The 12,959-nt window shown below is 71.5% G+C and carries 14 protein-coding genes; 7 read left to right on the forward strand and 7 right to left on the reverse strand.

Translation table 11 applies throughout. The features are described 5' to 3' along the window. Position 1: 1 nt before the first annotated feature. The 3 genes from LR269_RS04290 (at position 2) to LR269_RS04305 (ending at position 4,961) form a co-directional block, all read left to right on the forward strand. Complete coding sequence (locus LR269_RS04290; protein ID WP_231432236.1) at positions 2-1,330, forward strand: MFS transporter; 1,329 nt, start codon at positions 2-4, stop codon at positions 1,328-1,330. Positions 1,331-1,334: 4 nt separating this feature from the next. Continuing rightward, positions 1,335-1,994, forward strand: coding sequence for a M23 family metallopeptidase (locus LR269_RS04295; protein WP_231429532.1), 660 nt, complete (start codon positions 1,335-1,337; stop codon positions 1,992-1,994). Between the two features lie 261 nt (positions 1,995-2,255). Beyond that, the gene (locus LR269_RS04305) at positions 2,256-4,961 is read left to right on the forward strand and encodes a CocE/NonD family hydrolase (RefSeq protein ID WP_231429533.1); all 2,706 of its coding nucleotides are present in this window, start codon (positions 2,256-2,258) and stop codon (positions 4,959-4,961) included. A gap of 71 nt (positions 4,962-5,032) precedes the next feature. Here the strand turns inward: LR269_RS04305 and LR269_RS04310 are convergent, their stop codons facing one another. The 6 genes from LR269_RS04310 to LR269_RS04335 all read right to left on the reverse strand — a co-directional run bounded on the left by LR269_RS04310 (position 5,033) and on the right by LR269_RS04335 (position 9,532). Beyond that, a complete protein-coding gene (locus LR269_RS04310) occupies positions 5,033-5,611 on the reverse strand; it encodes a dihydrofolate reductase family protein (protein ID WP_231429534.1) in 579 nt (192 codons plus the stop codon). After that, entirely contained in the window at positions 5,611-6,123 is a 513-nt protein-coding gene (locus LR269_RS04315; RefSeq protein WP_231429535.1) for an SRPBCC domain-containing protein, read from the reverse strand. The genes LR269_RS04310 and LR269_RS04315 overlap by 1 nt, the downstream gene beginning before the upstream one ends. Continuing rightward, on the reverse strand, positions 6,120-6,458 hold the full coding sequence (locus LR269_RS04320) for a helix-turn-helix transcriptional regulator (RefSeq protein ID WP_231429536.1): 339 nt from the start codon (positions 6,456-6,458) through the stop codon (positions 6,120-6,122). The genes LR269_RS04315 and LR269_RS04320 overlap by 4 nt, the downstream gene beginning before the upstream one ends. A 74-nt stretch (positions 6,459-6,532) precedes the next feature. Further along, positions 6,533-7,330, reverse strand: coding sequence for a response regulator transcription factor (locus LR269_RS04325; protein ID WP_231429537.1), 798 nt, complete (start codon positions 7,328-7,330; stop codon positions 6,533-6,535). Then, complete coding sequence (locus LR269_RS04330; RefSeq protein WP_231429538.1) at positions 7,327-8,712, reverse strand: sensor histidine kinase; 1,386 nt, start codon at positions 8,710-8,712, stop codon at positions 7,327-7,329. The genes LR269_RS04325 and LR269_RS04330 overlap by 4 nt, the downstream gene beginning before the upstream one ends. A gap of 163 nt (positions 8,713-8,875) precedes the next feature. Beyond that, positions 8,876-9,532: an HAD-IA family hydrolase gene (locus tag LR269_RS04335; RefSeq protein WP_231429539.1), complete on the reverse strand. Its 657-nt coding sequence runs from the start codon at positions 9,530-9,532 to the stop codon at positions 8,876-8,878. Positions 9,533-9,774: 242 nt separating this feature from the next. Here LR269_RS04335 and LR269_RS04340 point away from each other — a divergent pair, with 242 nt between their 5' ends. From LR269_RS04340 to LR269_RS04355, 4 genes are all read left to right on the forward strand, one after another. Then, positions 9,775-10,290 carry an emopamil-binding family protein gene (locus LR269_RS04340; RefSeq protein ID WP_231429540.1) on the forward strand — a complete coding sequence of 172 codons (516 nt, stop codon included), beginning with the start codon at positions 9,775-9,777 and terminating at the stop codon, positions 10,288-10,290. 129 nt (positions 10,291-10,419) lie between these two features. Beyond that, a complete protein-coding gene (locus LR269_RS04345) occupies positions 10,420-10,776 on the forward strand; it encodes a PadR family transcriptional regulator (protein WP_231429541.1) in 357 nt (118 codons plus the stop codon). Then, entirely contained in the window at positions 10,773-11,564 is a 792-nt protein-coding gene (locus LR269_RS04350; RefSeq protein WP_231429542.1) for a hypothetical protein, read from the forward strand. The genes LR269_RS04345 and LR269_RS04350 overlap by 4 nt, the downstream gene beginning before the upstream one ends. Continuing rightward, complete coding sequence (locus LR269_RS04355; RefSeq protein WP_231429543.1) at positions 11,561-12,466, forward strand: hypothetical protein; 906 nt, start codon at positions 11,561-11,563, stop codon at positions 12,464-12,466. The genes LR269_RS04350 and LR269_RS04355 overlap by 4 nt, the downstream gene beginning before the upstream one ends. Positions 12,467-12,529: 63 nt before the next feature. Here the strand turns inward: LR269_RS04355 and LR269_RS04360 are convergent, their stop codons facing one another. Beyond that, positions 12,530-12,916 carry a phage holin family protein gene (locus LR269_RS04360; RefSeq protein ID WP_231429544.1) on the reverse strand — a complete coding sequence of 129 codons (387 nt, stop codon included), beginning with the start codon at positions 12,914-12,916 and terminating at the stop codon, positions 12,530-12,532. Positions 12,917-12,959 lie beyond the last annotated feature (43 nt).

A 12,959-nucleotide genomic window follows, 5' to 3' on the forward strand; every position in this document is an offset into this window, starting at 1 on the left:
CATGCGCACCTTCCTGCACGTGCTCGCCAACACGATGATCGCGAACGTGACGACGAGCTTCCTCTGGTTCGCGCTCACGTTCTGGGTCTACCTCGAGACGAAGTCGGTGCTCGCCACCGGCATCATCGGCGGCGCGTACATGCTGCTCATCGCCGTCTTCGCGATGTTCTTCGGCACGATCGTCGACCGGCACCGCAAGCACCGGGTCATGGTGTTCTCCAGCCTCGTCACGCTCGGCTCGTTCGGCATCGCCGGCGTGCTGTACCTGCTGCAGCCCGAGTCGGCGCTCGTCGACCTCGGCGGCCCGTGGTTCTGGGCGTTCTCCGGCATCATCCTGTTCGGGTCGGTGGTCGAGAACATGCGCAACATCGCCCTCTCGACGACGGTGACCCTCCTCGTGCCCGTCGAGCGCCACGCCAACGCGAACGGCATGGTCGGCACCGTGCAGGGGCTCTCGTTCATCGTCACGAGCGTGTTCAGCGGGCTCGCGATCGGCCTGCTCGGCATGGGGTGGACCCTCGCGATCGCGATCGCGATGACGCTCGTCGCGCTCGTGCACCTGATGTTCGTCCGCATCCCCGAAGAACGTCCGGTCGCCGAGGACGGCCGGGCCCCCGCGGTCGACCTGCGCGGCAGCATCACCGCGATCCGGGCGGCGCCCGGACTCTTCGCACTGATCATCTTCTCGACGTTCAACAACCTCATCGGCGGCGTGTACATGGCGCTGATGGACCCGTACGGCCTGACGCTCTTCCCGGTCGAGGCGTGGGGCGTCGTGCTCGGCGTCACTGCGACGGGATTCATCATCGGCGGGCTCGTGATCGCCAAGTGGGGACTCGGGCAGAACCCCATCCGCACGATGCTGCTCGTCGTGATCGGCATGGGCCTGCTCGGTGCCCTGTTCACGATCCGAGAGTGGTGGGTGCTCTACGGGCTCGGCATCTGGGCGTACATGTGCCTCATCCCGGTGGTCGAGGCGGCCGAGCAGACGGTGATCCAGAAGGTCGTGCCCTTCCGCCGGCAGGGGCGGGTGTTCGGCTTCGCGCAGGCCTTCGAGGCCGCGGCCGCGCCGATCACGGCGTTCCTCATCGCGCCGATCGCCCAGTTCTGGATCATCCCGTACATGGACTCGCCCGACGGGCAGGCGACCTGGGGCTGGCTGCTCGGCGACGGCGAAGCCCGCGGCATCGCGCTCGTGTTCTTCTTCGCGGGGCTCGTCATGGTCGCACTCGCGCTCGTGGCGTTCACGACCCGCTCGTACCGCATGCTCTCGGCCGAGTACCAGACCGGCCTGCCCGACGCGGCGACCGTGCCGCCCGAGCGGCGGTGACGCGGTGCCGCCCGTCGACCTGCGATATCCGTTCGAAGGGCGCTGGCTCACGCAGCACAGCCCCGCCGACCGGGTGCCGAGCCATGGCACCGCCGAGTTCGCCACGTCGTACGCGATCGACTTCGTGCCCGTCGGTGCCGACGGGCGATCGGGGGCGATCACGCTCGCCTCGCTCGTGCGGCCCGAACCGGCCGAACGCTTCCCGGGCTTCGCACGTCCGATCCTCTCGCCCGTCGCAGGCGTGGTCGTCGCCACCCACGACGCCGAACCCGATCACGACGCGTATCGCGGGGTGCCGTCGATCGGCTATGCACTGGGGCAACGCCGTCGTGCGAGCCTCGGGTGGCTCGCCCTGGCCGGCAATCACGTCATGATCCGGGCCGAGGGCGGCATCGTGGTGCTGTGCCACCTGCAGCGAGCGAGCGTGAGCGTACGAATCGGGCAGGCCGTGCGGCCCGGTGAGCAGGTGGGCCGGTGCGGCAACTCCGGCAACAGCACCGAGCCGCATGTGCACCTGCAGGTCGTCGACCGGCTCGACGTCGTGCATGCCCGCGCAGTGCCGATCACGTTCGGCGGCTGGTTGCCGCGCAACGGCGAGGTCGTCGACGCGGACCAGAGCGTTCGGTCCAGCCGATCGCGCAGGCTGACGACCCCACCGGGGTGACGAGCCGCCGTTCCACGTGCCGGTGTTCGTGCTCACGCGCGCACCGCGTCCGTCGATCGAGATGGCGGGCGGCACCACCCTCCGCTTCCGCGACGCGTCACCCGCGGAGGCGCTCGCCGAGGCGACCCGCGCCGCGGGCGGTGCCGACGTGCCCATCGGAGAGGCCGGGCACGCGTGCCGCGCCCGGCCTGCTGCAAGTTTGTTGAACATTCTCGGCCGAATTCCTAGCGCCGGCGTCCACCGCGACGGTAGACAGAGGGCATGTCACCGCTCACTACGGTTCAACTGCCGCCCGCGCGTCGTCGACGCCGGGCCGCCGGCATCGTCGCCGGACTCGCCGTCGCACTCGTCGGCACCCTCATGTTCCCCACCACGGCCGTCGCCGACGACGTGCCCGAATTGAGCATCGTCGACGGCGTCACCGCGCCGGTCTTCGACTACACGCAGGCGATCAGGGAGCGCGTGCTCATCCCGGTCGCCGGCGTCGACCAGGACCTCGACGGCGTCGACGACGTCACCGCGATCGAGATCATCCGTCCCGCCGAGAGCGACGCCGGCCTCAAGGTGCCCGCCATCATCGACACGAGCCCGTACTACACGACGCTCGGCCGCGGCAACGAGTCCCAGCTCATCGCCGACGTCGACGGCGACGGCCTCAACGACCAGTGGCCGCTCTTCTACGACAACTACTTCGTGCCCCGCGGGTACGCGATGATCCTCGCCGAGATGGACGGCACCGCGAACTCCACCGGGTGCCCGATGCACGGCGGGCCGGGCGACATCGAGAGCATGAAGGTCGTCATCGACTGGCTGAACGGCCGCGTCGCCGGCCACTACGCCGACGGCACCGCCGCCGTCGCCGACTGGGACAACGGCAAGGCCGCGATGATGGGCAAGTCGTACGACGGCACCCTCGCCAACGGCGTCGCGGCGACCGGCGTCGAGGGCCTCACGACCATCGTGCCGATCTCGGCGATCTCGTACTGGTACGGCTACTCGCGCACGGGCGGCATCGCGCACAACAGCAACTACCCGGCGAGCCTGTCGAACACGGTCACGAACCCCGATCGCCGCCCGCTGTGCGCCCCGGTGCGCGCGAACCTCAGCGCGATCGACGGCGATGAGACCGGCGACGTCAACCCGTTCTGGGCGGAGCGCGACTACCGGCTCGACATCGACGATGTCCGGGCGTCGGTGTTCCTCGCGCACGGCCTCAACGACGACAACGTGCGCATGAGCCAGGTGGGCGAGTACTGGGAGGCGCTCGGCGAGCACGACGTGCCGCGCAAGATCTGGCTCGCGAAGGTCGGCCACACCGACCCGTTCGACTACAACCGCGTCGAGTGGGTGTCGACGATCCACCGGTGGTACGACTACTGGCTGCAGGGCATCGACAACGGCATCATGGACGAGCCGGTGGCCACGGTCGAAACCGACCCCGAGGTCTACGAGGATGACGCGAGCTGGCCGGTTCCCGGGACGACCGGGGTCGAGGTGCTGCTCGGCGGGACGACCCCCGGGGCGGCCGGCGACCTCCGACTGCAGCCCGGTGACGGCGCCGCGACTGCGACCTTCACGGGGCCGTCCGGATCCATCTCGGAGGGCAACGCGATCAACGCGCCGGAGGGGTCGCAGGCGAACCGTCTCGTCTTCCTGTCCGAGCCGCTCACGAGCGACCTGCGGATCTCGGGCACGGCGCGGGTCGAACTGACTGCTTCGCTCGGCCAGTCGCAGGCGAACCTCAGCGCGCTCCTCGTCGACTACGGCACCTCGACCCGCACCTCCCGGAGCGGCGAGGGCGTCGTGAACACGACCGAGCGCACCTGCTGGGGCGCCGAGAGCGCGAGTGACGACGCGTGCTACCTCGAGGTCGACCGTCGTTCGCAGACGACCGACGTGTGGCGCGCCGCACGCGGGGCGCTCGACTCGTCGAACCGCTTCTCGCTGGCCGACGGCGAGGCCGTGCCCGTGACGCCCGGCGAGGCGACGGCGTTCGACTTCCCGCTCGAACCGTACGACACGACGTTCGCCGCCGGTCACCGCATCGGCGTGGTCGTCACGACGAACTTGTCGGGCTACAGCATCGGGGGGACGGCCAACGCGAGCGTGACGGTCGACACGGCCGTGAGCCGCATCGTGCTGCCGGTCGTCGGCGGGCCCGCCGCAGCGGCCGCGTCGGGCGCCTTCGGCGTCGTCGACCCGGTGTCGCTCGCGTTCGACCTCGGCGGCCACGGCGAGGCGATGCCGCCGCAGGCGGTCGCGTACGGCTCGGCGCCCGTCGAGCCGGCTGCGCCGAGCGAGCACGGGTGGGTGTTCCAGGGCTGGTTCGCGGATGCCGCGCTCACGACGCCGTTCGACTTCGACGCGGTGCTCGTGGACGACGCCGTGGCGTATGCGAAATGGGCGGACGTGGCATCCGTCGCCGTCTCGCTCGAGGTGACCCCGAGTGAGACCTCGGTCGACAAGGGCGACTCGGTCGAGCTGGCCGTCGAGGCGCTCGATGCCGACGGTGCGCCGATCGGCGACGTCTCCGACCTCGTCGCCGTGACGAGCTCGGTGGCGACCGACGTGGTCGACGGAGCCTCGGTCGAGCTGCCGGCCTATGCGGGCGAGCACGTGCTGACCGCGACGCTCGGAGCCGCGTCGGGGTCGGCGACGGTGACGGTGCGCCCCGGTGCGCCGGTCGCCGTCGAGGCGCCGTCGTTCACCGGGACTCCCATCCCGGGGGCGACGCTCACGGCCGATCCCGGCGTATGGGACGTCGACGGCGCCCGGTTCAGCTACCGGTGGACCGCCGACGGCCGGACCATCCCGTGGGCCGACGGCGCCGCCCTCAAGGTGAACCCGTCGATCTCGGGCAAGGAGCTCGTGCTCACGGTCACGGCACGCGCGCCCGGCCTGCCCGCCGGGACGGCGTCGTCCGAACCCGTGACGGTGCTGCCCAAGCCGCACGGCTTCCAGCCCTGAGCACGTTCCGCCCCTGAGTGCCCGGAGGCCGGGAGGCCCATGGCTTCCCGGCCTCCGTGGCGCGACGGCGCTCAGCGCACGCGATAGCGCAGGCTCACGACCCCACCGGGGCGTTCGGCGACGCGGTCGAGCGTCAGGCCCCGGTCGGTCATCGCGGTCGGCGTGAACGATCGACCGTCGCCGAGCAGCACCGGCACGATGCGCAGGTGGAGCTCGTCGACGAGACCGGCCGCGAAGAGGGCGTCGGTGAGGACGAGACTGCCCCACACGATGGTCGTGTCGAATCGCTGCTTCACCTCGGCGGTGCGCTCGGCGCCGTCGCCCGAGAGGATCTCGATCCGGCCGTCGCCCCACGGCGCCTCGGCCAGCGTGTTCGAGACGACGAGCTTCGGCAGCCGATCGATGAGCCCGGCGACGTGCTCGACGGCGGGGTCGGCCTTCGGCCAGTAGTCGGCGAACATGCGGTACGTCGTCGCGCCGAACAGGATCGCGTCGGCCTGCGAGACGTAGGCGAGCTGCTCGGCGTCGTTGAGCTGGGGCTCGCCGTCGTCCCCGGTCGGGATCAGCGCCTCGAAGAACCCGATGCCGCCGTCGGGGTCGGCGGCGTACCCGTCGGCCGTCACGACCTGTTCGACGATGAGGCGGCCCATCAGCTCGCCTCGCTTCCCGACGACGGGCCGGGCCCGTCGAGGTGTTCGGTGAGCACGTCGAACGCCGAGTCCCACCCGTCGTAGACGTTGTCGTCGCCCGCAGCGCCGGCGATCCCCATGAGGTGGAACAGCATCTCGGTGCGCTCGCCGGGGAGTTCGCGGAGGGTCACCGTGATGACCGGCGCGCCGTCGTCGGGATCGCCGGGCGAGCCCCAGGTCATGACGAGGCGCTTCGGGGCGTCGAGCTCGCGGTAGACACCGGCGGTGGGGTACTCGGTTCCGTCGGGCGCGACCATCGTGTACCGGTAGCGGCCGCCGACACGTGCGTCGAGGTCGATGCTGCCCGGCTTGATCGTGACGTCGCGCGGGTGCCACCACTCGGCGGCGTCGGCGCGCTCGGTCCATGCTCGCCAGACGAGTTCGCGGGGTGCGTCGAACACGCGGGTGATCGTGAACTGCGGGCGTTCGGCGGAGCCGGAGGCATCCGTCGTCGTGGTCTGGTACTCGGTCATTCCGAATTCTCCTTCATGGTGCGGAGGTGCTCGGCGAGCAGGTCGAAGCGGTCGTTCCACTCGCCGCGGTGTCGTTCGACCCACGCGGACGCCTCGTCGAGGGGCTCGGTGCGGAGGGTGCACGTGCGCCACTGGGCCGTCGCGGTGCGCTCGATGAGGCCGGCGCGTTCGAGCACCTTGAGGTGCTGCGAGATCGCGGGGCGGCTCATCGTGAAGGGCTCGGCGAGCTCGCCGACGGTCGCCGGGCCGACGCGCAGGCGCGAGAGCATCGCGCGGCGGGTCGGGTCGGCGAGCGCCTGGAACACCGCGCTCAGCTCGTCGTTCGCCTCGACCAATGTAAGCAACTCCTTAATTAATGAATTGCTTAACCGTAGGTCGGTCGTGGGCGTGCGTCAACCCCGATCCGGATTCAGCCGCGCGGGCGCACAACGCCGTGCTCGTACGCGTAGACGACGGCGTGCACCCGGTCGCGGATGCCGAGCTTCATGAGCACCTTCGACACATGCGTCTTCACGGTCGCCTCGCCGACCCACAGCCGTTCGGCGATCTCGGCGTTCGAGATGCCCTCGGCGAGCAGTTCGAGCACCTCGCGTTCGCGGTCGGTGAGCGTGAGCAGGGCGGGGGATGTCGCGGTCGAGGTGCCGGAGCGCGCCGCCGGCTGCCCCGCGACGCCGTCGCCGGAGGCGTCGCGGTCGGCGACGGGGTCTGCGAACGTCTCGATTCCGAAGCCCGGTTCCCCCTGAGCCGGTCGAGCGGTCGAAGGGTCGCCGCTCCTCGGCCGGCCGGGTCGTGCCGCCTCGATCACCCGCCGTGTGACGTCGGGCGAGAGCAGCGCGTCGCCCCGGGCGACGACCTGCACGGCCTCGATGAGCTGCTCGGGGCTCGAGTTCTTCAGCAGGAACCCGCTCGCGCCCGCATCGAGTGCGGCGAACAGGTAGTCCTCGCGGTTGAACGTCGTGAGCACGAGCACGGCCGCGGTCGTCGCCGCGTCGGCCGTGATGCGCCGCGTCGCCTCGAGGCCGTCCATGCCGGGCATCTGCACGTCCATGCAGACGACGTCGGGGGCGAGTTCCGCGACCCGGTCGAGTGCGGCCCGGCCGTCGGCGGCCTCGCCGACCACCTCGATGCCGTCCTCCGAGTCGAGGATCGTGCGGAACCCCGCCCGCACGAGGCTCTGGTCGTCGACGACGAGCACGCGGATGCTCACGCGCCCACCTCCTCGACCCGCCGGAGCGGGAGACTCGCGCGCACGAGATAGCCGCCGCGGGCGCGCGGTCCGAGCTCGAGCGTGCCGCCGACGGCGGCGACCCGCTCGCGCATGCCCAGCTGGCCGAGGCCGGCCCCGGTCGAGGCATCCCCGCGTCGTGCATTGCCGGCGAGCGTGGTCGCCGTGCCCGTGTTCGTGACCTCGACCTCGAGCGCCGCGTCCGTCCAGCGCACCCGGACCTCGGCGGTCGCGGCGGCGCCCGCGTGCTTGCGCACGTTCGTGAGGGCCTCCTGCGCGATGCGGTAGGCGCTGAGGTCGACCATCTGCGAGATCGGTCGCGGCTCGCCGACGATCGACAGCGTCACCGACAGCCCGCCGTCGGACGACTCGGCGACGAGCTCGTCGAGGCGGGCGAGTCCGCGGGTGGAGGTGCTCGTGGCGGCCGCCTCGCCGACGCCGCCGCGGTCGTCGACCCCACCGGTGTCGCCGAGGTCGACCGGACCCGTGTCGCCGTCGCTGCGGAGCGTGCCGAGCAGCGCGTGCAACTCGTCGACGGCCTCGCGCGCGCTCGATTCGATCGTCGAGAGCGACGCGGCGGCCGCGGCCGGGTCCTTCGCGAGGACCCGGCGGGCGGCGCCTGCCTGCACGCCGATGACCGAGACGTGGTGCGCGACGACGTCGTGCAGTTCGCGTGCGATGCGCAGGCGTTCGAGCGCGACGGCCTGCGTGCGGGTGCGTTCGCGTTCGGCGGCGAGCTCGCCCGTGCGCTGCTCGAGCTCGGCCCGGGCGCGCGCCGACCGGTAGGCGTTGTCGCCGAAGTACCAGGCGCCACCGAAGAAGAGCAGGTTGGTCAGCACGTTGATGAGGCCGTACGCGACGTACGGCGAGAGCAGGCCGCCCTCGCGGGAGAGTTCGGGCAGGTGGTCCTGCATGGCCGAGTAGAAGATGAGCCCCCAGAACAGCCAGCCGAACATCACGACGACGATGACCGCGCGCACGATCGTCGCGATGCGGCGGCTGCGGCTCCAGGCGCCGACCGAGTAGATCGCGACGAAGAGTGCGATGTTCGAGAAGAGCGCCTCGCCGACGCCGGTCTGCCCGCCCGCGATGAAGACCGCGGATGCCACGAGAGCGACCGCCTCGGGCCACCGGCGCCGCGCGGCCAGGGGGAGGTTCATGCCGACCACCCAGAGCGCCGAGGCCCACCACGGCGTTCCCTCGCCCCAGCCGGTGGCCCGGTAGAGCACGACGCTGGCGGCGGTGCCGGCGGCGAGCACGAGCGCCAGGACGAGGTCGTTGCGGTACCCGCGTCGGTCGGGGCGCGGCCGCACCCATTCCGCGCCCGGCGCGACCGGTTGCGCGTTGATCAGGGATTCGGGCATCCCTCCACGCTAGCGAGCCGTGGTCGCGGCGAGATCCGTCGTGCGGCGGAGATGGGGCGGTCCGGTGCTGCGGTGCTGCGGTGGTGCGGCGCTGCGGTGCTGCGACAGTGGGCGCGGGGTGCGCCCCGTCGCGGTCATCCGCAGCGCGGCTCGTCGCGGTGTCTCAGCGCTGCGTCAGCGTGATGGTGAACGTCGGCCCGTCGACGGTGACCCGCACGGTCGAGAGGTCGGCGACGAGATGATCGGCCCCATGCCGTTCGGCGAGCTGGCCGACGCCGACGACGCGCATGCCGGCCCGGTGGGCGGCGGTGATCCCGGCTCCGGAGTCTTCGAACACCACGCAGTCGTGCGGTGCGACGCCGAGCGCGGCGGCCGCCGCGAGGAATCCCTCGGGATCGGGCTTGCTCTCGGTCACGTTCTCGGCGGTGACCGCGATCGCGGGCATCGGGAGCGCGGCGGCCGCCATGCGAGCGGTCGCGAGTGCGAGCGTGGCCGACGTGACGAGCGCATGCGGCACCCCGGCGAGTGCACGCAGGAGGCCGGCGGCGCCGGCGACGGCGACGACGCCCTCGGTCTCGGTGGTCTCGCGCTCGAGCATCGCGCGGTTGTCGGCGAGGTTCTCGTCGACGGCTCGCGCCGGCAGCAGGATCGCCATGCTCGCGTGCGCCTGCCTGCCGTGGATCACCGGCAGGACGTCGGCCGGATCGAGTCCGTGCTCGACCGCCCAGTCGGTCCACACCCGCTCGACCACGGCGGTCGAGTCGACGAGCGTGCCGTCCATGTCGAGCAGTACGGCGGAGGCGCGGATCACGGTGGTCACGTGGGGAGGCTACACGCGGCGGTCGAGCGCTCGCCGCGGCGCCGATGCCGAGGTATCGACTCCGACCGCCGCCGACAGCGCCGCTGCCGCTGCCGCTGCCGCCGTCGTCGTCGCCCTGCACAGGCAAGTGCTGCCGCGAGTCCTCCACAGGTGCTCGCTGCCGTCGCCGCACTTCGCCCGCGACCGGGCCCCGTGACGACACGCGTGCGCCACGAGGCATCCTCGTTGTACGCTCTCGACCCATGACGGCTGCCCCGACGTCCGCCCCGAACCTGCGCCTGCGCGAGCGCCCCTTCGACTGGTTCTTCATCGTGATCTTCTCGATCTTCACGATCACGAGCCTCATCAGCGACATGCTGCCGACCCTCGGCGTCGACATCTCGCAGCCGTCGTCGAACTTCTTCGTCAACTCGAACTACTGGTACGCGCACGACACCGATCCGCTGTTCGCCGAGCCGCCGACGTGGATGCGCATCGTCACGGGGCTCTCGGCGTTCGTGTACATGCCGTTCTACATCCTGCTCGTGACCTCGCTCATCAAGGGCTGGAACTGGATCCAGCTGCCGAGCGTCATCTACGCGACCATGATCTCGACGATCACGGGCATCATCGTGTTCGGCGTCGAGTTCTTCGGCGAGCCCGAGTGGCAGACGACGAACCCGGTCAAGTTCCTGGCGTTCAACCTGCCGTACGTGCTCGTGCCGATCGTGCTGCTGGTGCGCATGCGCAAGCCGCTGCCGTTCACGAGAAGGTTCTGACGGGGATGCCGCGGCGAGGTGCCCGAGGACGGCGAGGAGTGGGTCGACCTCGCCGCCCGAGGAGCGGGCGGTGGCCGTCGGCGCGACGGAACCCTTGACTATAGGAAGATATCTTCCTATTCTTTCCGCATGGCACGCAGACGTGAAGGGCGACTGTTCGACCTCGAGGTCGACATCCTCGCCGCAGGCATCGACCTGCAGCACGACGACGGCGACTTCTACGGCTTCGCCCTGGCGAAGCGCATCGCCGAACGCAACGAGGCGGCCGCGCTCACGGCGCACGGCACGCTCTACAAGGCCCTCGCCCGCATGACCGAGGCGGGGCTGCTCGAGTCGACCTGGGAGGAGGCCGTGCTCGCCGAGGCCGAGGGTCGCCCGCGCCGCCGCCTCTACCGCGTCACCGGCGCCGGTGAGCTCGCCCACCGCGCCGAGCTCGCCGCGCGCGAGCCCGCACCGGCCGCTCGACCGAAGGCGGCGTTCGCATGAGCGGCGACGGGCTCGACCTGGGCGACGCGTTCGTCGAACGCACGGTCGAGCCGCGCACGGGGGCCGATCGCGTCGACGCCGTCGTGCTCGGCTGGTGCCGCTGGTACACGCGCGACCTCGCGGAGCCGGTCGCGACCGCCCGTCGCGCCGAGCTCGCCTCAGACCTGTACGAAGAGCGCGCCGTCGCCGCCGAGACCGGAGAACGGGGGGTGTCGCGGTCGATCGTGGGGCGTCTGATCCGCGGCATCCCCGCCGACCTCAGCTGGCGGCAGGCGCAACTGCGACGGCTCGCGCTGACCGCGCCGCGCGGCACCTTCCCGCTCGCGATGCCCGCGCTGGCCCACCTCGCGACGGCGCTGCTCCTCGCGTGGGGCGTGCTCGTCGTCTGGCGGACGGTCGCGAGCATGGCCTCGGGCGACTGGGCCGGCGCGTGGGATCTCGTCGCGGCCGGTGTCTTCGGCCTGGCGATGGCAGTGCTCGGGGCGGTGCTGACGGCCGCGCCGCGGTTCCGGTGGCTCGGCGCGCTCTGGCTCGCCGCGGCGAGCTACGTGCTCATCAGGTTCGGCATGTACGCCCTCATCGCGTCGAGCACGACGCTCGGCGCGTTCTATGCGGCCGCGATCGAACAGGCGATGCTCGTGAACCGCGCCATGTCGGCGGCCGGGGTGCTCTTCTTCGTCGCCATGGCGGCGTGGTGGCTGCCGAGTGCCGGAGGCATGTGGGCGCGCCGTCGGCGAAGCGACCCTACCGTCGACGTCGCGCCCACCGGAGAGGAGGCGCGGGCATGAACCTGCAGCGCATCGCCGCGGTCGTCGCGATCTCGGGGGCCGTGATCGGCGGGGCGTCGATCGTCGCCCTGGGTGCGGCCGCCTACGCGGCGAACCAGCCGCAGCCCGAGCGGGTCGCCGAGCCGGGCGCCGGACCGGTCGCCGTGGGCGACGACGGCGAACCGTTGGACGCGACCGAGTCGTACCTCGCGTCGCTGCCCAAGGTCGAGCCGGGCGTGCCGACGCCGCCCCCGCAGGAGCCGAAGGCCCCGCCGAAGCCCGGCACCGGCACCATGGCGGCGAGCTACAACCCGTACCTCGAGCCGAGCGACCCCGACTACGTGACGATGGAGGAGCGGTCGGAGTACCTGGGCGTGCAAGAGCTCATCCGACAGTGCATGGCGGAGCGCGGGTACGAGTACCGCATCGCCCGGTGGTGGCTCGAAGAGGACTCCCAGCCGGTCGGACTCGATTTCGAGACATCCGTGCTGTGGGGTCAGGCGCTGCTGGGGCCCGACCACCCGTACAGTCTCGAAGGCGGGTGTGGCACCGAGGCCGAGGCGGCGGCCGAGGCCGCCCGGGCCGCCGGCACGCCGCTGTCGGCACCGGTGCCGCCCGACGACCCCGACCTGCCGACACCGCGCGAGAAGTGGCTCGGTTTCCAAGACGACGTCCGTCGGTGCATGGCCGACAAGGGCTTCGAGTACCTCTACTTCGAGTGGTGGAATCCCGCCTACCTCACGCCCGACCCGATGGATGTCGATCCCCAGGACGCGATGCCCGACGACCTCACCCCCGAACAGGAGGCGGAATGGGCGCTCGCGGAGGGCGGCGACGCCGGAACCGGCTCCGCCTACCGCTGGGAGGACGCGGGCTGCTACGGCTACGCCGTGCACGTCAACGGCCGCGACGCCATGCACTGATGCACGACGAGACGGATGCCTCGGGGTCGACGCCGGACCCGAGGCATCCGCCTGCTCAGCGGTTCAGGCCCGCTTCTTCTCGGGCGCGATGCGCGGCAGCAGGTACTTGCCCGAGAGCCAGGCGGCGAGCGCGGTGATGATCCAGACGATGACGGCGGCGAGCACCCACGGCGCGACGCCGTCGAACGTGATGCCGTCGCCGAGGGAGGCGACGAAGAGGGCGACCGCGGTCGAGATGAGTCCGGCGACACCCGCCACCGCGGGGGCGCCGCGGTGGAAGAGGGTCTCGACGAGCCACTCGAGGAGCGCCTGCACGGCGGCGAACACGATGATCGCGACGAGGAACCCCGACCAGTGCAGGTGCATGCCCGGAACGAGCAGCGATGCGATGAAGAGGGCGAGGGCGGCGAGCAGGAGCGAGACGCCGAGCCGGATGAGGAAGCGCACCATGGCGTGAGCGTACCGCTTCCGTGCGGGGCCGGTCGGGAGGATG

Origin of the sequence: Agromyces sp. S2-1-8 (assembly GCF_021129215.1) — a bacterium.
GTDB lineage: Bacteria > Actinomycetota > Actinomycetes > Actinomycetales > Microbacteriaceae > Agromyces > Agromyces chromiiresistens.